General features: G+C 63.7%; 13 protein-coding genes and 4 tRNA genes. 10 read left to right on the plus strand and 7 right to left on the minus strand.

Translation table 11 applies throughout. The features are described 5' to 3' along the window. Window positions 1-73: 73 nt before the first annotated feature. From QUG01_RS08190 to QUG01_RS08210, 5 genes are all read right to left on the minus strand, one after another. Window positions 74-1,261 carry a metallophosphoesterase family protein gene (locus QUG01_RS08190; RefSeq protein WP_500829701.1) on the minus strand — a complete coding sequence of 396 codons (1,188 nt, stop codon included), beginning with the start codon at window positions 1,259-1,261 and terminating at the stop codon, window positions 74-76. Window positions 1,262-1,291: 30 nt separating this feature from the next. Next, window positions 1,292-3,178: a c-type cytochrome gene (locus QUG01_RS08195; RefSeq protein WP_500829702.1), complete on the minus strand. Its 1,887-nt coding sequence runs from the start codon at window positions 3,176-3,178 to the stop codon at window positions 1,292-1,294. A gap of 56 nt (window positions 3,179-3,234) precedes the next feature. Continuing rightward, window positions 3,235-6,687 carry an alpha/beta fold hydrolase gene (locus tag QUG01_RS08200; RefSeq protein WP_500829703.1) on the minus strand — a complete coding sequence of 1,151 codons (3,453 nt, stop codon included), beginning with the start codon at window positions 6,685-6,687 and terminating at the stop codon, window positions 3,235-3,237. Between the two features lie 287 nt (window positions 6,688-6,974). Then, window positions 6,975-7,472, minus strand: a complete 498-nt coding sequence (locus QUG01_RS08205; RefSeq protein WP_500829704.1) for a dihydrofolate reductase — start codon at window positions 7,470-7,472, stop codon at window positions 6,975-6,977. After that, a complete protein-coding gene (locus QUG01_RS08210) occupies window positions 7,469-8,263 on the minus strand; it encodes a thymidylate synthase (RefSeq protein WP_500829705.1) in 795 nt (264 codons plus the stop codon). Before QUG01_RS08210 ends, QUG01_RS08205 begins: the two co-directional genes overlap by 4 nt. Before the next feature lie 137 nt (window positions 8,264-8,400). Between QUG01_RS08210 and flhB the strand changes: the two genes are divergently transcribed. From flhB to QUG01_RS08240, 6 genes are read left to right on the plus strand one after another with little or no spacing between them, the layout of a single operon-like run. Continuing rightward, the gene (gene flhB, locus QUG01_RS08215; protein WP_500829706.1) at window positions 8,401-9,567 is read left to right on the plus strand and encodes a flagellar biosynthesis protein FlhB; all 1,167 of its coding nucleotides are present in this window, start codon (window positions 8,401-8,403) and stop codon (window positions 9,565-9,567) included. A gap of 6 nt (window positions 9,568-9,573) precedes the next feature. Further along, window positions 9,574-11,655: a flagellar biosynthesis protein FlhA gene (gene flhA / locus QUG01_RS08220; protein ID WP_500829707.1), complete on the plus strand. Its 2,082-nt coding sequence runs from the start codon at window positions 9,574-9,576 to the stop codon at window positions 11,653-11,655. A 13-nt stretch (window positions 11,656-11,668) separates the two neighbouring features. Beyond that, window positions 11,669-13,153, plus strand: coding sequence for a flagellar biosynthesis GTPase FlhF (gene flhF, locus QUG01_RS08225; RefSeq protein WP_500829708.1), 1,485 nt, complete (start codon window positions 11,669-11,671; stop codon window positions 13,151-13,153). Window positions 13,154-13,156: 3 nt separating this feature from the next. Continuing rightward, a complete protein-coding gene (locus QUG01_RS08230) occupies window positions 13,157-14,026 on the plus strand; it encodes a MinD/ParA family ATP-binding protein (RefSeq protein ID WP_500829709.1) in 870 nt (289 codons plus the stop codon). Continuing rightward, window positions 14,023-14,766 (plus strand): RNA polymerase sigma factor FliA, encoded by a 744-nt coding sequence (locus QUG01_RS08235; RefSeq protein WP_500829710.1) that lies wholly within the window; start codon window positions 14,023-14,025, stop codon window positions 14,764-14,766. Before QUG01_RS08230 ends, QUG01_RS08235 begins: the two co-directional genes overlap by 4 nt. 57 nt (window positions 14,767-14,823) lie before the next feature. Further along, a complete protein-coding gene (locus tag QUG01_RS08240) occupies window positions 14,824-15,573 on the plus strand; it encodes a flagellar motor protein (RefSeq protein WP_103318240.1) in 750 nt (249 codons plus the stop codon). A gap of 55 nt (window positions 15,574-15,628) precedes the next feature. Here the strand turns inward: QUG01_RS08240 and QUG01_RS08245 are convergent, their stop codons facing one another. Continuing rightward, window positions 15,629-17,029: an exonuclease domain-containing protein gene (locus QUG01_RS08245; RefSeq protein WP_500829711.1), complete on the minus strand. Its 1,401-nt coding sequence runs from the start codon at window positions 17,027-17,029 to the stop codon at window positions 15,629-15,631. A 185-nt stretch (window positions 17,030-17,214) separates the two neighbouring features. Between QUG01_RS08245 and QUG01_RS08250 the strand changes: the two genes are divergently transcribed. From QUG01_RS08250 to QUG01_RS08265, 4 genes are all read left to right on the plus strand, one after another. Further along, window positions 17,215-17,291: transfer RNA gene (locus QUG01_RS08250), tRNA-Arg, on the plus strand. Between the two features lie 5 nt (window positions 17,292-17,296). Then, window positions 17,297-17,371 (plus strand) — tRNA-Glu (locus QUG01_RS08255). 6 nt (window positions 17,372-17,377) lie between these two features. Beyond that, window positions 17,378-17,454, plus strand: a tRNA-Arg gene (locus QUG01_RS08260). Between the two features lie 3 nt (window positions 17,455-17,457). Further along, window positions 17,458-17,532 (plus strand) — tRNA-Glu (locus tag QUG01_RS08265). An 86-nt stretch (window positions 17,533-17,618) separates the two neighbouring features. Here QUG01_RS08265 and QUG01_RS08270 read toward each other — a convergent pair. Beyond that, a complete protein-coding gene (locus QUG01_RS08270) occupies window positions 17,619-20,066 on the minus strand; it encodes an ABC transporter permease (protein WP_500829712.1) in 2,448 nt (815 codons plus the stop codon).

Genomic DNA, 20,066 nt, shown 5'->3' on the forward strand with positions numbered 1-20,066 from the left:
CCAGGCGCTGGCCGAGGCATCGAATGGCAAGGGCTGCCCCAGGCAGCCCTTTGCTTTTGCCCATCGCTGGCCATCACGGCAATGGCCAGTGGCGCTGCCCGTTTTCGTCGTACAGGGTTTCCGTCAGCGCCATGCCATTCAGTTCCAGCCGGATGAAGCCGTTCAGCACCCGCTGCGGGTACTGGCTGTCGTCAGCCGAGCGTGTTTCCGCCCATGCCACCTGCGGCTTGCCGTCCAGAATGCTGGCCGGGCCATAGGGAATGGCGCCATGGCCGACGCAGCGGCCCAGCATGCCGTTGCTCGGCTGATAGCAGATCACATTGTGCAGATGTCCCCAGTACCAGTAGTCCGGCGCCCGCCCCAAGGCCGCCGTCACTTCGTCGTACAGCGGGGTGGTCGCCGAACCGTCTATCGAATAGCCCTGATGGTGCGACAGCAGCATGATCTTGCCCGTCCAGCCGGCGGCAGTGGCTTTCAGCCATGCCGTCTGCGCGTCGCCCAAGGCGCCGTCCATATACAGCTTGTACTTGTCCGACCAATAGGCGGTATCCAGACCTAGAATCAGCCAATTGGCGTTGCGCAAGCTGAAATAACTGGTGCCTTGCTGCAGCGGGAAGCGCAGCCCCAGCTCCTGGAAATAGCCAAACGCGCCGCTGTACATCTCATGGTTGGAGTTCAGCGTGAATTGCCCGCGTCCGCCGGCCGGCCAGTTGGCGAAGTCGCGGCCTTCGTCCGGACTGGCGCCGGCGTAATAGACATCGCCCAAATGGATGGCGTAATCGGCCGGCTGCTTGGCCATCGCCGCCGCCACCTTGCCGGCGATATAGTCGCCGCTGCCCCAATCGCCGGCGATATTGAAGCTGACCTGGTCGGGCATGGTCAGCGCCGCCGGCTTGCTCGCCCACGGCGCGCGGTTCGCCAGGTGTTCGAACCAGGCTACCAGCGACTCGCCCCATCCCGGGTCCAGCAGCTCCCACTTGCGGCAGCCCAGCAGCGTGCCGTCATCCATCACTCGCGTCGGCAGCTCGGCCTCGGTGGTGGGCAGCGGCTTGCCGTGCAGCACGCCCCCGAGAATGGACAGGCCATGGGCAAACTCCCACGGAATGCCGGCCGAAGAGGTGGAGCCGCTATTGATCACCTCCCACACCTGATCATGCGCCTGCTGCAAGCGCGCCAGCATCTGCTGCTTCTGCTGCAGATTCTGTTCGGTCGCCGCCAGATCGCTCTCAATCCTGCTCTTCCAATCTGCAAACACATCCATCGCCCGCCTCCTGGTTTTATCGCCGCTGATTTACAGCGTCTTCATGTACTCAATCAGCGCCCATTTGTCGCTGTCGCTCAGATGGACGCCGTATTCATGCCCGGTGTTGTGGTTGCCCGGCAAGCGCGTGTCGAACTGGAAGTAACCGCCGCCCTTGCTGTCCGGCCCGCCGCTGAGAAAACCCACATTGCGGGTGTCGAACACGCTGGAGCCGCGATAGAACATCTTGGGCCGCTTGTCCGATGGCTGCAGCAGGTCCCACAAGGTCGGCACCGAGCCGTTGTGCAGATAGGGCGCGCGCAGCCAGACGCCATCGGTGGGCGTATTGCTGTAGCTCTGCGTCTTCCGATAGGCGCCAAAGTCGAACGGCGGTTTCTTGAACTGATGGAATTTGTCCACCAGGCCGACGGTGAAGGAGTTGACGCGGTAGGGATCGGTGCCCAGCTCATCCAGCCCCACCGTCACTTGGCCGGTGTCGGTTTTGCCAAAATCATGGCATTTGGCGCAGTTCTGCTCCCACAGCGTGCGCCCGCGCGCCACCCGCACCTGATCGAGACCGCCGAATGGCCACTTGGGCGGTTCATGCGTCAGCAGCCAGTCGGTCACGCGCTGGAATTCGGCCGGCAGCACCGACTGCGGCGTCGCGCCCACGGCCATGGCCGCGGCATAATTGCGTTCGTGGATGTCGTTGTTATTGCCGTCCCAGTGCAGGTACATTGATTCGCGCGGCTTCTGGTTCCAGATTTGCGGCAAGTCCACCGTGCCTATGGTGGAGTCGTCCGGGAAGCCGAAAATCGCCATCTTGGTGGGATTGAAGGTGTCGGTGCGTCCCGGCCCCTGCAGCGGCCGCAGCTTTTGCCAGGCGTACTGTTTCTCCTGCTTGAGAAAAGCCTGCTGGGTGGCCGGCACGATCAGGAAACGGTAGAACAGTTTTTCGATAGGCCCCAGATCGTAATGCTGGTTGATGGCGTCCATCACCTTGGACTTGAAGTCCGGATCGCCGGCGCAGTCGTAGAGGAACCACTGGAACGACTCCAGATCCAACAGCGCCGCCGGCGCGGTGGGCACCGGCACCGGCACATCATCCGCGCTCTTGCGGTACTGGCCGGTATGGCACAGGGCGCAATTGGGCTCTACCGACGGATAGCCGATCTGCCGCTTGGCCAGGCCGATGGGCAAATCATGTCCTCCTTCATAGATGAAGCCGAAAGTCTGCCAGCCCGTTCCCATTCTCGGCATGCGTTGCGCGCACACCTGGGGCAGAACCGAAAACACATACAACGGAATGCGGGCGTCCGGCCCCAGGCCGATGGCGGCATATTTGAAATGCTCGACATCGGATTGCAGCGCGGGCTGCGGCACTTCGCGGAACAGATTGGCCCAGGTTTCATAGCCGACGAAGGCCAATACCAGCACGATGACAATCGCCGCCTTGCGCCTGGCGCCGCTGAAACCATGCGCCATGCAACGCCACAGGGTGCACAGGCCCGAGCACAGCAAGGACCACGGCCGCTGCTCCGGCGGCATGCCGGCATACAGCAGGCCGCCCAGAATCAGGAACATCGCCCCGTCCGAATACAGCAAGGGCCGGAAGGCGTCTGGATAACCCGAAGTCTGGATCAGATAGACCCAGAATACCGCGGCGATCAGCCTGGACAGCACGCACAGCCAGGCATACACCGGGTAGCGCGTGGCGCAGACGCCGGCCGGCGCATAGAACAGGCTGATCCCCACCAGCAGCATGCCGGCGTTTTGCAGCCAAGGGTAAACCGCCTGGGTAGGCAGGCCGAAGCTGGCATTCAGATAGTCCGGCCAGAACAGCGCCGGCACCGCGAATACCATATTGATGACGATCCCGATCCAGATGAAACGCTGAAACCACCGGATCCAGGGGTTGGCGGAGCATGCGTTTTCCATGACTTGTCCTCGTGGCGGCAGAGAACCCGCGCCGCAAGGCGCGGGTACTGCAAGAGTCAAACCTGAGCGGTCTTGTCCAGATGGGCGGCGATGGCCGGATACACATCTGCGGCGGCATCCTTGCCGAAGATGCAGTCGATATGGCCATACCCCGGCACCACCACGCGGCTGTAACGTTCCGGCCCATAGCGTTCCACCAATTTGTCGTAGGTGCGCAGGGTACTCTCGGGCAGGTAACACTCGTTGTCCGCGCCGCTGATGAACAAAATGGGCAGCTGCAAACGATCGAAATGCGGCATGTAGACATCGGCGCCGTCGAACGCCACCAGCCTGCCTTCGCGGCACATGCGCGCCAGATGTTCCATCGTGCGCATATTGGCGATGCCGAACAGCTCGTGCAGATTGTCGTGCAGGGTTTCGTTCAGCGTGGCGTGGCGGTACAGGGACGCGTACATGAAGGTGATGCGGTGGCACACCGGGTTGTCGCAATAGCCCTGCGCCTCCACCAACGCATAGTCCTTCAATGCGGCGTCGTACAGCTTCTCGAACCAGCTCGAGTCAGAAGCGGTGTAGGCCGTCAGCGAATGCACGCCCAGCTTGTCCAGCACGCTGGGCAGGTGCAGCCCGGTTTTAACCTGGGTGGCCGGCGGCACCACGATGTCTGCGGCGATCTGCGAGCACACGACCGAACGCACGCCCTCCAAACCGGCCAGCAGCGACATGAAGAAAGTCGTGGCGCCGTAGCAATGCACCACGCATTGCACATCGAGTGCGCCGGTCCGCTCCCGGATCTGCCGGATCGCCGCCGGGAAGTCGTAGCGCGCCACCTGGTCGCCGTCCCACTGCTGTTTGCTGGCATCCAGCAGGATGCTGACGCGGAAGTCCAGCAGCCACACATCGTAGCCGCGCTGGTACAGGTACTCCACAAGATTGGTGGGGATGGTGTCGGTGGAAAAGATGTTGGAGCCCACGCCCAGGCCATGCACCAGCATGACCGGCCCCTTGCCGCCGCCCTGGTAACGCGTCAGGCGCAGATGGACGCCGTCTTCGGTCGCAAAGAATACCACCTCAGGCGCGCCGACATTCAACGGCCGTTTCTTGCGCGGCGGCGCGTCCGGGTTGAAATAGATATTGGGCGCCAGCACTCCGCCGTAGCTGTCCCACAGCACGCCGGCAAAGTATTCCCCGAAGCGCGCCAGCTGCTTGAGCCGCTCGGCTTCGCTCTCCACATTGAGCACCTTCATCGTAGTCATCTGCCGCGCAAAATCGGCCGGCTCGATATGCAGCACGCCGCTGCCCACCACTGCTCCGCCCTCATCCACGCCCCGATACACGGTGACGTACAAGGTGCTGGTGTCGGACCACGCCTGCAGCACGCTGTGGTTGCTCGGCACGGATTTGAAGGCGCTGAAGAAGTATTCCGCGCCATCCTCCGCCGTCAGCCGCATCTTGTAGTTCATGTGCCGCACGCCCACCTGATCGGGAAACGTCTCGAACAGATTGAATACGCCATGGGTGACGGTCAACGGCCGCGACGACAGCGCCGGCGCGTCCAGGGTGCCGACGATGGTCGCCGGGTGCTGCGGGTTCGATATCAATTGATCCAGATCGTCCGAGCGCACGGTGACCGTGAAGCCCATGCTCGATCCCGCATCCTTGCCAGCCTGATACGCCGCCTGGTAGGCCGCCAGATCGGTGCCGGCCGGCTGGCGGTGGGCGGTGGAGAAGAAGCCCTTCATCGTCTCGGTGAATTCGATGCCGGGTTTGGCGGGCGACTGGCGCCGGCGCGGCGCCGACGGCAAGGCATAGTCTATGGTCCAGCCGCGATCGGCCGCCAGCAAGGCCATCGCGCGCTCGCTGACCGCGGAGATGGTGAGCAAGGGATTGACCGCCAATGAGGTGGGGATCACGGAGCCATCGGTGACGTACAGTCCGGGATACACTGCGTCGCCGGCGGCGCCGCTGAACACCTGGCCCTTGTGGTTGACCACGCCCTGGGCCGCGTCCTCGCCCATCACGCAGCCGCCCAGCGGATGCACGGTGATCAGGCTGTGGCGGAACAGGTCGGTCCAGATCGGGTTGCGCACGTAGATGCCGCCCAGCGCGCGGGTAGCTTCCAGCAGCCGCGCGTTGCCGATCTCGAAATTGGGCTGCTCGCCCACGCCCGGCCATTCCAGCTTCAGCTGGCCATGCTGGTCCAGCGCCATCACGCCGGCGCCGTCGTCGTGGCTCATGATCAGATACGTCTGCAGCCGATTCATCGCGCCGTGATAGGGCCCGCGCAAGGCGCTTTCCGCCTCTCGCGCAAGGTATTTGAGCTTGGCCAGCGGCCCGCTCTCCGCCGCTTGCCCCAGCTCCGCCGATGCCGCCGCCATCGCCGGCACCATGGCCCCGCCTATCGCGCCCGGAATGGAGCCCTCCTCTATCACCATGCGCTTGCGCCAGTCGGTCTCGTCGCGCATGTCGATGATGGAGGTGATACAGGGCCCCACCGGACCGATATCCTTGCCCGAATGGCTGCCGAAGCCGATGCCGTTGATTTTGTCGTCGTTGTTGTAGCCGAAGCCGAGGATGTCGCCGTTGCCGCTCATGTGCTTGCCGAGCTCGCCGGACAGCGCGAGGCCTTGATCGCGCGAACGCAGCAGGATCTCGGTGGAGCCCAGCGTGCCGGCGGACAGGATGACGATGTCGGCCTTGACGAACAGCGTCGGCGCGTCGAATTGCTCTCGGCCAGTGCCCACGTACTGGTAATGCACGATCCAGCCGTCGCCGTCGCGCTGCAGATAGCGCACCGAGGCCTGACAGAAGATTTCCGCGCCATGATTGCAGGCGTCGGGCAGATAGTTCATCAGCGTGGTGTTCTTGGCCTTGTTGTTGCAGCCGGAAACGCAGTCGCCGCAGTAATTGCACGGCTGTTGCTCCACGCCGACGTGATTGAGATTGTCCGGCAGCGGCTCGAAGGTGACATTGATCGGCGGCCGATAAAAACTGTGCTTGTCCTTGAGCCGTTCCGAGGATTTCTGATTGGCCTGCAGCTTGGGCAAGGGCGGAGCCGTGTCCGGATAGGGATTGGGCCGCAGCATCTCCTGCGCCCGCGCGAAGCCGTCTTTCAGCAAGGTGTCGGCGTGCTCCCGCACCCGGCGCGGCCAACGCGGATCTTCGAATACCTGCGGCTCCGGCTGCAGCGAGACGTTGGCGTTGATCAGCGAGGTGCCGCCCAGACCGCATCCCACCATGACGTTCTGCTGCGGATTGACATGCAGATCATACAGGCCGGTGCGCGAACCGAGATGGCCGTCCGGGTGGTGCACCTGGAATTCCGGCGTGGCTTCGGCCAGCGTGGCCGGGTATTCCCCGGGAACGATCTCGCGCCCGCGCTCCAGCAGGCAGACGCTGCGGCCCGCCCGCGCCATGCGGGAAGCGGCAATGCCGCCGCCGTAGCCGGAACCGATCACCACGACTTCGTAATGCTCTTTGATCTCGCTGATGGGGGTGGAGATGCGCGCCATCTTCGTGCTCCTGTATCGGATGGGATTTCAGGCCACGAATACCATGCACAAGGCGCGGCGCGGCGAGGCTGCGACGCGAAGCCGGCCAGGCCGGCGTTGTTATTGATTTGAGCGTTTGAACAAGCGCTAAACGCTTTTCATCAGGTCTAGATCAAAAAAATAACGTTATCAATGATAAATGACTTGGACTGTTCATTCAGCCATTCCATTGCCGCAAATGACAAAGCCGGAAGCAAACGCTTCCGGCCAGATAGTCGAAACGGACGGGGTCTCGCCAATACGCTTCGTCAGCGGCGCAGGTACTCGACAAAGGCGTAAGCCAGCCCGTTGGCGCCCACCGCCTGCTCGCGCCCGGTCTCGCGCCAATCAGCGGCGGAAAATGCCGGGAAATGCGCGTCGCCATCAAAAGCCTGGCCGATTTCGGTCAGGCACAGCTTGTCGGCGATGGCCAGCGCCTGGCGGTACAACTGAGCGCCGCCGATCAGGCAGGCCTCGTCCACCGCGCCGGCCAAGGCCAGCGCCTCCTCCAGGGAATGGGCCACTTCCGCGCCTTCCGCGCGCCAGTCCGCCTGCCGCGTCACCACGATATTGCGGCGCCCCGGCAGCGGCCGGCCTATCGAATCCCAGGTCTTGCGGCCCATGATCACCGGCTTGCCCAAGGTCACCGCCTTGAAATGCTTCAGGTCTTCCGGCAGATGCCAGGGCAGCGTGTTGTTGATGCCTATGGTGCGGTTGGCGGCCATCGCGGCCACCAGCGTCAGCATCGGTTTGCTCGCCCCGCTCATACCGCCACCGGCGCCTTGATGTGCGGATGCGGATCATAGCCTTCCAGCGCGAAATCCTCGAACGTGAAGGCGAACAGGTCTTTGACTGCCGGGTTCAGCTTCATGGTCGGCAGCGGGCGCGGCTCGCGCGTCAATTGCAGGCTGGCCTGCTCCAGATGGTTGCTGTACAGATGGGCGTCGCCCAGGGTGTGGACAAAATCTCCGGGCTGCAAGCCGCAAACCTGCGCCACCATCATGGTCAGCAAGGCATAGCTGGCGATGTTGAACGGCACGCCGAGGAAAATATCGGCCGAGCGCTGATACAGCTGGCAGGACAGCTTGCCGTCGGCGACGTAAAACTGAAACAGGCTGTGGCACGGCGGCAGCGCCATCTGGTCCACCAGCGCCGGATTCCACGCCGATACGATCAGCCGGCGCGAGTCCGGATTCTTCTTGATCATGTCCAGCAGCTGGCTGATCTGATCTATGCTGCGGCCATCCGGCGCCGGCCAGCTGCGCCATTGATAGCCGTACACCGGGCCAAGGTCGCCGTTCTCGTCAGCCCACTCGTCCCAGATCGATACGCCGTTTTCTTTCAGATAGCGGATATTGGTGTCGCCGGACAGGAACCACAGCAGCTCATGGATGATCGATTTCAGATGCAGCTTCTTGGTAGTGACCAGCGGAAAGCCGTCCTGCAGATTGAAACGCATCTGGTAGCCGAACACCGAACGGGTGCCGGTGCCGGTGCGGTCGGCCTTGTCATGGCCGTGTTCCAGCACATGGCGCATCAGGTCGAGGTACTGTTGCATGTCGATTTTCCCCACTCCGCCAAGGCGGCAAAACCAAAGGCCCAGATTGTAACACTGGCCGGAGCGGCCCGGCATACGCTAACATTCATTTTAAAATCAAGACAAAAGCATTATTAAAGCAAAACTGAAACGAGCCCATGGCAGAAGACTCAGACCTCGAACGCACCGAACCCGCGTCAGCCAAACGGCTGTCTACGGCTCGAGAAGACGGCAATATTCCCCGATCGCGGGAATTGTCGACGTTCGCCATCACCATGGCCGGCGTTTCCCTGCTGATGGTGCTGGGCGGCAAGATGGCCGTTTTCCTGCGCGAAACCATGCGGCAGCTGCTCACCTTCAATCAAAGCACCGTGCAGAACACCGAGCCGGCGCTGCGCCAATTCAAGGAAGCGATTTTCGGCGCGCTGTGGCAATTGGCGCCGTTTTTCGGCGGGCTGGTGCTGGTAGCCCTGTTCATACCCACCCTGGTGGGCGGCTGGAACCTCACCACCAAGGCGTTGGAGCCGAATTTCGGCAAGCTCAATCCCCTGCCCGGCATCAAGCGCCTCTTTTCGCTGAATGCCGCCACCGAGGGCCTGAAAGCCATTCTGAAAAGCCTGCTGATCGGCGGCATCGCCACCTGGTACATCTGGAAAGAGCGGGATGAGATCATCGGTCTGATCGCCATGCCGCTGGAAGCCGCCATCCTGAAGATGACCGACATGATCATCCACACCTTCTTCATCGTCACCGCGGCGATGATACTGCTGGTGGCGATCGACGTTCCCTATCAACTGTGGAGCTACTACAAGAAACTCAGGATGACCAAGGAAGAGGTCAAGCAGGAATACAAGGAGGCGGAAGGCTCGCCGGAAGTGAAGGGCCGCATCCGCCAGATGCAGCGCGAAGCCGCGCGCAAGCGCATGATGCAGGAAGTGCCCAAGGCCAACGTGATCGTCACCAACCCGACCCACTTCGCGGTGGCGCTGAAGTACGAAGACGGCATGCGCGCGCCGCAGGTGGTGGCCAAGGGCTCGCTGAAGCTGGCGGAAAAGATCATAGACACCGGCAAGGACAGCCAGGTGCCGGTGATGCGCTCGCCGCGTTTCGCCCGGGCGCTGTATTTCAACGCCGAACTGGGCGAAGACATCCCGGCCGCGCTGTACGCGGCGGCGGCCCAGGTGCTGGCCTATGTGTTCCAGCTGCAGCAATACCAGTCGGTTGGCGGCGCGGCTCCGGTGTTCCCTGACCAGTTGGATGTGCCCGAGGAGCTTGACCCGTACAGCAAACGTCCGCAAGATTCGGCGCCAGAAGAAAGCCGATAAGCCAGCATGGACGCCATCCTCCAAATACTGCGAAACATGAAGATCGCCCAGCTTGCCGGGCCGCTGCTGATCATCCTCATCCTGACGATGATGATCCTGCCGCTGCCGCCGGTGCTGCTCGACATCTTCTTTACCTTCAACATCGCGGTGTCGGTAATCGTGCTGCTGGTGGGCATCAATGTCCGCAAGCCGCTGGACTTCTCGTCCTTTCCGTCGGTGCTGCTGATCACCACCATGCTGCGGCTGTCGCTGAACGTGGCCTCCAGCCGCGTGGTGCTGCTGGAGGGCCATACCGGCCCGGACGCCGCCGGCAAGGTGATCGAATCGTTTTCCCACTTCCTGGTGGGCGGCAATGTCGCCATCGGCATCGTGGTATTCATCATCATCACCATCATCAACTTCGTGGTGATCACCAAGGGCGCCGGCCGGATCGCCGAAGTCTCGGCCCGCTTCACCCTGGACGCCATGCCCGGCAAGCAGATGGCCATCGACGCCGACCTCAACGCCGGCCTGATCGGCGAGGACGATGCGCGCAAGCGCCGCGCCACCATCGCAGAGGAAGCCAACTTCTTCGGCGCCATGGACGGTGCCTCCAAATATGTGCGCGGCGATGCCATGGCCGGCATCCTGATCATCCTGATCAACGTCATCGGCGGTTTGATCGTCGGGGTGGTGCAGCACGACCTGCCGGTGGGCCAGGCAGCGGAAACCTACACCCTGCTGAGCATAGGCGACGGCCTGGTGGCGCAGATCCCGGCGCTGATCATCTCCACCGCCGCCGGTATCGTGGTGACGCGCGTCGGCACCGATCAGGACATGTCGGAGCAGTTCCTGACTCAGCTGTTCACCAAGCCGCAGGTGCTGTACATCACCTCGGCGGTGATCGGCATGATAGGCCTGGTTCCCAATATGCCCCACCTGTCCTTCCTGCTGATCGCCGGCTGTCTGCTGGCGCTGGCGCGGACGATGGAGAACCGCAACAAACAGCAACTGGCCAGGGAACTGCAGGCCGCCCAGCCGGCGCCGGCGCCGGAGCAACAAGCGGCGGAGGTCGGTTGGAACGATGTGCAGCATGTCGACCAATTGGGCATGGAAGTCGGTTACCGGCTGATCCCGCTGGTGGACCGCTCGCAGGATGGCGAGTTGCTGCGCCGCATCCGCGGCATCCGCAAGAAGATCGCCCAGGACCTGGGCTTCCTGGTGCCGCCGGTCCACATCCGCGACAACCTCGAAATCAAGCCCAGCGCCTACCGCATCCTGCTCAAGGGCGTGGAAGTCGGCCAGGGCGAGGCCTTCATCGGACAGTTCCTGGCGATCAATCCCGGCCGCGTCACCAGCGAGATCGGCGGCACGCCGACCACCGATCCCGCCTTTGGCCTGCCGGCAGTGTGGATAGACGCCGGCAAACGCGAGGAAGCGCAAAGCCTGGGCTACACCGTGGTCGACGCCAGCACCGTGGTGGCCACCCACATCTCCAACCTGCTGCAGACCCATGCCGCGGAATTGCTCGGCCGCGAAGAAGTGCAGGCGCTGATCGACCATCAGGCCAAGGAATCGCCGAAGCTGATTGAAGACCTGGTGCCCAAGGTGGTGCCGGTGGGCACCTTGCAGAAAGTGCTGCAGCAATTGCTGACCGACGGCATCCACATCCGCGACTTCCGCACCATCATTGAAACGCTGGCCGACCATATCCCGCAGAATCAGGACATAGACGAGCTGACCAGCGCGGTGCGAACCGCGCTGTCACGCGTCATCGTGCAGCAGCTGTTCCCCGGCGAATCGGAACTGCCACTGATGACGCTGGAACCGCAGCTGGAAAACGTGCTGATGCAGGCGGTTCAGTCCAAGGCCGGCGGCGGACTGGAGCCGGGCTTGGCAGAAAATCTGCTGTCCAGCGCCGCACAACAGACCGAGCAAGTGGAGATTCAAGGGTACAATCCGGTATTGCTGACGGCGCCGGGCTTGCGGCCGCTACTGGCCCGCTTCTTGCGTCGGGCATTGCCGCAGCTGCGTGTGATTTCGCATAATGAGATTCCAGACAATAAATCCATTCGTATAATTGCGGTAATAGGCGGCAGCAAGGGCTAGGGGCTAATCGACAATGGTGGTGAAAAAGTTCTTCGGGAAGACCACTCGAGACGCACTCAGGCAAGTTCGCGAAGAACTGGGGGCGGACGCCCTCATTTTGTCCAATCGCCCCACCATGGGCGGCGGCGTGGAAATCATGGCGGTGGCCGATTCCGACGTCGCCAACCTCGCCAGCACCCTGTCCACGTCCAGCAGCAAGCATCCGCCGCGCAACGCCCCGCCGACGGTCAACCGGCCGCAGCAACCGGCCCCCATTCCCCCCGCCGTCAACGGCAACGCCATGAACCGGGCCATCGCCCGCACTTACGCCATGCCGGTGGAGCCGCTGGAAAGCCCGGCCCCGCCGCGCGTAGACGCAGTCCAGCCGCGGCTGGAGCCGGTTTATGCGCCGCCGCAGCCGGCCCCCGCCATGGCGCCGCAATATCAAGCCCCGGCCATGCCCGCGCAGCCGGCGCCGGCCGTGGCCCAAGCGCCGCGCGCCGCGCCCGCCTCGCCGCCGCCTCGGCTGGACATCGCGCCGCCAACGCATGCCAATGGCGAGGAGCCGGAGCAGATGGCGCAGGAACTGAAACTGATCGGCGACGAGATCAAGCTGCTCCGCAGCCTGCTGCAAAGCCAGCTGGCCAGCTTCGCCTGGTCCGATATGGAAGGCAAGGCGCCCAACCGCATCGAATTGTTCAAGCACCTGCTGGCGATGGGCTTCTCCGCCCAGTTGATCCGACAGCTGATCGAAAAGATGCCGGCGCAGTATCAAGGCGAAGTGGCGGTGAAATGGGCGCGCTCCGCCCTGGTGCATAACCTGAAGTGCGCCGACGCCGACCGCGAGGTGATGGATCGCGGCGGCATCTTCGCGCTGGTCGGCCCCACCGGCGTCGGCAAGACCACCACGGTGGCCAAACTGGCGGCGCGGGCGACGATGCGCTTCGGCGCCCAGCACGTGGCGCTGATCACCACCGACAGCTACCGGATCGGCGCGCAGGACCAGCTGCGCATCTACGGCAAGATCCTCGGCGTGCCGGTGTTTTCCATCCAGAACGAGGGCGATCTGCAGCTGACGCTGGCCGACCTGTCCAATCGCCACATCGTCTTCATCGACACCGTGGGCATGGGGCAGCGCGACGCCCGGGTGCTGGCGCAGATCGACATGCTACGCACCGCCGGCCGGCCCATCGAACGGCTGCTGCTGTTGGCCGCCAATACCGATGGCCACACGCTGGAAGACGTGGTGCGGCGTTACCGCGGCGAGGGCCTGACCGGCTGCATCCTGTCCAAGATAGACGAAGCGGTGGCGCAAGGCCCCAGCCTGGACGTGATCATCCGCAATCGCCTGAAGCTGTTTTACATCACCAACGGCCAGCGCGTGCCGGAGGACTTGCACTCCGCCAATGCCGCCTTCCTGGTGGACCGCGCGATGCGGGCGCAACAGATCGGCTCGCCGTTCTCGCTGCAGGCGGACGAGCTGCCCATCATGAACGCCGCCCAGTCAGGTTGGTTGTAAGAGATGCAGGACCAAGCCGCCAGTCTCCGCTTGCTCGCCGCTCAACAGAAGCGCGCCCCCAGCTTCGCCTTCATCGGCTCGCCGCACGCCGGCACCACCACGGTGGTGACCGAGCTGTCGCTGGGACTCGCCTACGCCGGGCTGCGGCCGCTGGTGGTAGACTGCTGCCTGGGCCAGGTGCAGACGCGCCGGCTGGGCGTCCCCGCCACCGCCACCCTGGAAAGCCAGGTCACCAGCGTGGGCGGGCTGGACGAAATGATGATTCTGTCGCGCCAGGGCGTGCAGCTGATCAATCTGTACGCGCGGCCGGAACAGCGCGCGCTGTTTTCCGCCCAATTGTGGCTGAGGCTGGGCAGCGAGTTCGGCGCGCTGGAACGCGACGCGTCGGCGCTGCTGGTGGATGCGCCGAACCCAAGCCAGGACGCGATCCCGGCCAGCGTGGCCGACAATCTGATTTTGGTATTAACACCGGATGCCGATTCGCTGACCACCGCCTACGCTAATATCAAGCGGCTGGCCAGCCTTTATGGCCGCCAGCGCTTCAATGTGCTGATCAACCGCGCGCGCCATCTGGACGAGGCGCGCGAGCTGTTCACCCGGCTGTCGGCGGTGGCCAGCGAGTTTCTGACCGTCTCGCTACGCTGGGTGGGCTTCGTGCCGCACGACAATGCGGTGCGGCGCAGCCAGACGCTGCACCGGCCGCTGATGGAGGCGTTTCCGGACAGCGAGGCCGCCGCCGCGTTCTCGCAGCTGGCCGCGGTCCTGCTGCAATGGGACGCGCCGGAAACCGTGCGCGACAGCACCGGATACATGGACTTGCTGATTGCCGCCTCGCGCGATTGGGCCGAGGCGGATGGAGCCAAACTGTTATGAACCCGTCCTTCCGCCGATCGGGCTACGTCGCAGCCGCCCCCAGCGTCGAGATCGACGTGGAGGCCTACGCGCCGCTGGTGCGCAAGCTGGCGAGCATCATGATCGCCCGGCTGCCTGCCTCGGTGGAGTTGGGCGACCTCATCCAGGTGGGCATGATCGGGCTGATCGAGGCTTCGCGCCAATTCGACCCGGCCCAGGGCGTGATGTTCGAAACTTTCGCCAGCCAGCGCATCCGCGGCGCCATGCTGGATGAGCTGCGCCGCGAAGACTGGTTGCCGCGCCAGGCGCGGCGCAACTCGCGGCAGATCGAGGAAGCCATCTGCAAGCTGGAACAGCAGCAGGGACGCGCGCCGCTGGAATCGGAAATCGCCGCCGAACTGGGCATGGAGCTGGAGCAATACCAGGAGATGCTGGGCGAATGCAAAGGCACCACGCTGCTGCATTTCGAGGATTTCAACAGCGGCGACGACGAACACGGCCACAATCCTGTAGCCAATGTCGCCGATGATGACTCGCCGGACCCGCTGGCCGCGCTATCGGACGACAGCTTTCGCCGGCAGCTGATCTCCGCCATCAAGCTGCTGCCGGAACGCGACCAACTGGTGATGGCGCTGTATTACGAGCAGGAACTGAACCTGAAGGAAATCGGCGCGGTGCTCGGCGTCACCGAGTCCCGCGTCTGCCAATTGCACAGCCAGGCCATCGCCCGGCTGCGCGCCAAACTGAAAGACTGGCTGTAAGGGAGAGTTCGGTGATTAAGGCGCCGGATTTCAGACCAGATCAATAACGGAAAACTTGTGGACAAGATCAGTTTAATCGCAGTGGTGATGGGCTTGACGGCCATTATTGCGGGGCAAGCCATCGAAGGGGGCAGCATCGGCTCGCTGATGCAGCTGACGGCTTTCATGATCGTCATCGGCGGCACCACCAGCGCGGTGATGCTGCAAAGCACGCCCAAGCAATTCATGGCCGGCCTGCGCATGCTGCGCTGGGTATTCCGCCCGCCCAACTTCGATCATGAGCGAATGATCCGCGAAGTGGTCAGCTGGAGCCAGGGCTCGCGCAAGGGGGGCCTGCTTTCACTGGAAGGCATGATCGCCCAGCAGCGCGATCCCTTCACCAAGAAGGCGCTGCAGATGCTGGTGGACGGCACCGAGCCGGAAACGCTGCGCGCGGTGATGGAAGTGGAAATCAGCATGTTCGAGCATGCCCGCAAGCAGGCCGCGCGCATCTGGGAATCTGCCGGCGGCTATGCGCCGACCATGGGCATTCTGGGCGCCGTACTGGGCCTGATCCACGTGATGGAAAACCTGTCCGATCCGTCCAAGCTCGGCGGCGGCATCGCGGTGGCCTTCGTCGCCACCGTATACGGCGTCGGCTCGGCCAACCTGTTTTTCCTGCCGATGGGCAACAAGCTCAAGCACCTGGTGGCCGCAGAGGTCGCCATGAAGGAGCTGGTGGTGGAAGGCGTGGTCGCCATCGCCAACGGCGAAAATCCGCGCATCATTGAAAGCCGGCTGCGCGGCTACTTGGCGATGCACGAATAAACCTCGGCCATCGGACATCATCAAAAAGGCAAGCTGCGCAGCTTGCCTTTTCTGTTTACAGCATGCGCAGCTCTCGGTCCGGCTTGCGCAGCTCGCTCTCCAGCAGCTTGTAGTAATCGAGATCGAATGCCGGCTCCCCTTCCAGCGCCCCGCCATTGCGGCGGCTGCCCAGGTAGCACCAGCGGTCGAATAGATGTTCCACCACGTCGCCGCACACAATGTCGCGCTCTTGCACCGCGATGGCGCCTGCGAACGGCCACGGCTTGACCTTCAGCCGCTGCAGCGCAGACAACAGGCGAGCATTGTGGCTGTCCGCCGCCTCCTGGCCCACGCAGCCGCCGCGGCAGCGGCCGATCTGGTAGGCCGCGCAGGGCACGCCTTTGCGGCTGGTCACCTGCTCCACGCCCAGCACGGACTGGCACAAGCCCTGCGCCAAGGCGATCTGCGCCAGCGCCTTGCGGCCCTCGCGCGCATTGCGGAACAGGCCGTACAAATCCGCCGTGCGGCTGAAATCGATATCGCGCGCCGACACCGTCAATGGGCGGACAAAGCCATCGGTTCCAGTCTGCAGCTGCAAGGTGCACACCTCGCCCATCATCCTGGCCCGCGGATTGTGCGCCGGCTGCAAACGCCCCAGCCACTGCAGCTCCAGCAACTGCGCGCCAAACTCGCTCAAACACTCGCGCCATTCCACCCGGGCAACCGGCTCGTCTATCCGCACTTCGTGGCGGCTGGGCTTGCGCTCGGCGAAATGCCCCAGCGTCTTGCGGTACAGATTGGGCGCGCGGCCCACATACAAGGCCCGGCCATCCTCGCCGAACAAGGCATACACCCCGGCGGAATCCGGCATGTCTTCAATCTGTCGCTGCAGTTCCGCCGGCAGGCTGGAGACTTCGGCCGGTTGCGACAACAATTGCGCCGCCTCATGCGCCACTTTGTCTGCGCCAAGCTCCTGGCTGGCGATGCCGATGAAGCGGTATACCGCCTCGGCGTCGGCCAGGGCGCGGTGGCGTTCGGGCATGTCTATGCCGTGGCGGGCGATCAGGCTGTCCAGGCTATGTTTGAAATGCTGCGGATACAGCCGGCGCGACAGCTTGACCGTGCACAGCGCGCGCGCCTGAAAACGGCGGCCCAGGCGGCGGAATTCGTTGCGCAGGAAGCCGTAGTCGAAGCGGGCATTGTGCGCCAGCAGCAGCCGCCCCTGCAGGCGGGCCAGCAATTCGTCGGCCAATTCGGCAAACGGCGGCGCGGCGGCCACCATTTCATTGCTGATGCCGGTCATGTTTTCGATGAAGGGCGGAATCGGTTGGCCAGGATTGACCAGCCAGGACAGGCGCTCGACGCGCTCGCCATCCACCAGCACCAGACCGACTTCGGTAATGCGGTCGCGGGCGATGTCGCCGCCGGTGGTTTCCAGATCGACAATGGCGCAGGGCTGTTCAAACAGGGTATTCAATCTCGCTTCGCTTTCCTTGGCGCAGCCATGACTCATGACGTTTAGTTCAAAATGTTGGCCTGCCGCGACAGGAACAGGCGGCCAGTTTACCGGCTTTATAAAAAAAATCCTACGCTGTGTTGACACCCATATTTCACCTCTGTATTATCCGGTCTCTCGCAAGACACAACGTCTCGCGACACAGCGCACCCGTAGCTCAGTTGGATAGAGTATCTGGCTACGAACCAGAGGGTCGGGCGTTCGAATCGCTCCGGGTGCGCCAGGCATGTCCCTATAGTTTAGCGGTTAGAACACCGCCCTTTCACGGCGGTAGCCGGGGTTCGATTCCCCGTGGGGACGCCACAATACGCACCCGTAGCTCAGTTGGATAGAGTATCTGGCTACGAACCAGAGGGTCGGGCGTTCGAATCGCTCCGGGTGCGCCAGCTGTCCCTATAGTTTAGCGGTTAGAACACCGCCCTTTCACGGCGGTAGCCGGGGTTCGATTCCCCGTGGGGACGCCAGGATTCAGAAAAAGCCCAGCATTGCAAGATGCTGGGCTTTTTCGCATTTCACGCCGGAACCCAGGCGGCTGACGCCGCCCCGCCGCCTAACTGCGCAATGCCAGCGTCGGCCGCAGCCGCATGGCGCCCAGCAGATGACGGCACACCGCCAGCGCGGCCACCGCCAGGCACAGCAGCAAGGACAATAACAGCGTCCAGCCGCCTATCGGCGCCCTGACGACAAAACCAGCCAGATAGTGGCGGATGAACAGCCAGGCCGGCGGCAGCGACAGCGCGGCGCTGACCGCCAACACCAGCAGGAACTCGCGGCTGACCAATCCGGCAATCGCCAAGCCGCCGGCGCCGTACAGCTTGCGCAGCGCCACCTCCCGCGCCATGCGCTGCACCGAGTATGCCGACAGCACATAAATGCCGAAGGCGGCGATCAGCATGGCGACGACAGAGGCAATCGCCAGCAACTGCGCCGTGCGGATGTCCTGGCCGTAACGCTTGTCCAGTTGCTGGCCGGCGCTGACCGGCAGCAAGGGATAATCCGGGAAGTAGCGCGGCCACAGCGCGGCCAAAGTCTGCCGCATGGCGGACTCGCTGCCGCGGTAGCGTATCGCCAGCGTGCTGGCATAGGGGTTCTGCGGCCCGATGGCGAAATACACCATCGGTATCGCCCGTTCCCGCGAAGTTTGCTCGGCGATGTCCGCCACCACGGCGCTGATCGGCTTCTTGCCGTCGGCGAAAGTATCGGACTCGACCATGCGGCCGATAGCTTGCTGCGGCGCGGCAAAACCCAGGCGGCGCGCGGCGGATTCGGACACGACCAGTCCCGCACCGGGCAGCGCCGCGCCATTGGCGTCGCATGCCGCAGCGCTTCTCCCGGCCAACAGCGGCAGACGATAGGTCTGCAGAAAGCCGCAATCGACCATGCGATAGCGCATGTTCTGGTAGGTTCCGCCGGCCAGGCGGAAATTGTTCGAATTACTGCTGTCGCCCGCCGGCGGTCCATCGACATAGCTCAGCGCCGCCACGCCAGGCTGGCGCGACAGCTCGGCGCGCAGCGCTCTGCGCTGCGCAAGGTCCTTGGCATTGGCATCCCCCGCCGCCACAAACAACAGCCCATCTCGCTCAAACCCGGCCGGCAAGCGCGCGCCATGCCAGGTTTGCCAGGCCACGGCCAGCGTCACGCCCGCCAGGCCCATGGCGATGCCGAACTGCGCCACCGTCAGCCCGCGCCGCAGCCAGACACCTTGGCGGGTTTCCTGCTGATCGCGGCCCGACAAAGCCTGGGTCGCGCGCACGCGGGCGGCAATCCAGGCCGGATAGAGGCCGCTGAGCACGCCGACCACGACCGCGCATAGCAAGGTCAAAACCATACCCTGCCAGCCCAAGATTCCGGCCAGGTCGCGCCGCAGCAGCTGGCCGAATACCGGCAACAGCAACCAGGCCAGCAGCAGGCCGATCAGGGCCGCCACCAGCGCGATCAGCACCGATTCGGCGATGAACTGTCCAGCCACCCGCCCCACCCCGGCGCCCAATACCTTGCGCACGCCGATCTCGCGCTGGCGACGGATAGTGCGGACGGTCGCCAGATTGATGTAATTGATGGCTGCCAGCAGCAGGATCAGCAGGCCGATGGCGGCGCAGCCCAGCAGCATGGCGCGGTTGCCGTGGCGCGCCGGATCGGCGCTCTGATCGAGTTCCGGGTCCAGGTAGACATCCGCCAGCTTCACCGCGGAGAAATCGATCAGATTGCGCCCCGACAGCTTGGCCTCAATCGCTTGCAAGCTGGGATCGCGATAGCTTGGGGATTGCTTCAAGGCTTGCGCCAGCAGAGGCCCCACCTCAGCCGCCCCATGTCCCGGCTTGAGGCGGAAGTACAAGGACGCGCCCCAGCTGAACCAATGGCTGTAGAAGTTGGAATACATGCCATCGCTGGCCATTCTGCTCATCCTCCCGCCGAGAATGGCGTAGCGCTGGGTGGCGGTGGCCGGCGGGGTGGCGACAATCGCGGCCACGGTCTGCGGCTTGCCCGCCACGGAAAACGTCTTGCCCAGCGCCGCGGCGGTGCCGAACATCCGCATCGCTTCTTCTTCGGTCAAAGCGGCGCTATCAGGCCGAGTCAAGGCTTGACGCAGGTCTCCCGCCAGTGTTTTCAGCTCGAACAATTCGGCGAAATCCGGATCGACCAGCGTCACCCAGCGATTGCTGACCGCGCTGCCCACCCGCACCGGCGCGAAGTTGCCCATCGCCATGCTGACGCGCTCCACTACGCCGCTATCGCGCAACACCTGTCCAGCGATCACCGGGACTTCCTGCTGCCAGTCATTGCGCACGCCATTCATATTCGGCCTAGCCTTCAGCATGTAAACGCGCTCGCGCCCCTCGATGTGCCGGTCAAACTGCGCCGAGTAGGCGACATAAGCCAGCAGCAGCGCGCAGCAGGCAAAGCCGATGGCCAAACCGCCGATCACCAGCGCGGACCAGCCCGGCTCCTTGATCAGCCAACGCCAGCCGACGCGGAAGTCCTTCAGTATCTCGTTCAT

This window comes from Chromobacterium sp. CCUG 76385 (genome assembly GCF_059916625.1).

Excerpts from the sequence above, each read along its gene's own strand:
- QUG01_RS08190 (WP_500829701.1), bottom strand. The coding sequence starts at position 1,261 with ATGGATGTGTTTGCAGATTGGAAGAGCAGGATTGAGAGCGATCTGGCG.
- QUG01_RS08195 (WP_500829702.1), bottom strand. The coding sequence starts at position 3,178 with ATGGAAAACGCATGCTCCGCCAACCCCTGGATCCGGTGGTTTCAGCGT.
- QUG01_RS08200 (WP_500829703.1), bottom strand. The coding sequence starts at position 6,687 with ATGGCGCGCATCTCCACCCCCATCAGCGAGATCAAAGAGCATTACGAA.
- QUG01_RS08205 (WP_500829704.1), bottom strand. The coding sequence starts at position 7,472 with ATGAGCGGGGCGAGCAAACCGATGCTGACGCTGGTGGCCGCGATGGCC.
- QUG01_RS08210 (WP_500829705.1), bottom strand. The coding sequence starts at position 8,263 with ATGCAACAGTACCTCGACCTGATGCGCCATGTGCTGGAACACGGCCAT.
- flhB (WP_500829706.1), top strand. The coding sequence starts at position 8,401 with ATGGCAGAAGACTCAGACCTCGAACGCACCGAACCCGCGTCAGCCAAA.
- flhA (WP_500829707.1), top strand. The coding sequence starts at position 9,574 with ATGGACGCCATCCTCCAAATACTGCGAAACATGAAGATCGCCCAGCTT.
- flhF (WP_500829708.1), top strand. The coding sequence starts at position 11,669 with ATGGTGGTGAAAAAGTTCTTCGGGAAGACCACTCGAGACGCACTCAGG.
- QUG01_RS08230 (WP_500829709.1), top strand. The coding sequence starts at position 13,157 with ATGCAGGACCAAGCCGCCAGTCTCCGCTTGCTCGCCGCTCAACAGAAG.
- QUG01_RS08235 (WP_500829710.1), top strand. The coding sequence starts at position 14,023 with ATGAACCCGTCCTTCCGCCGATCGGGCTACGTCGCAGCCGCCCCCAGC.
- QUG01_RS08270 (WP_500829712.1), bottom strand. The coding sequence starts at position 20,066 with ATGAACGAGATACTGAAGGACTTCCGCGTCGGCTGGCGTTGGCTGATC.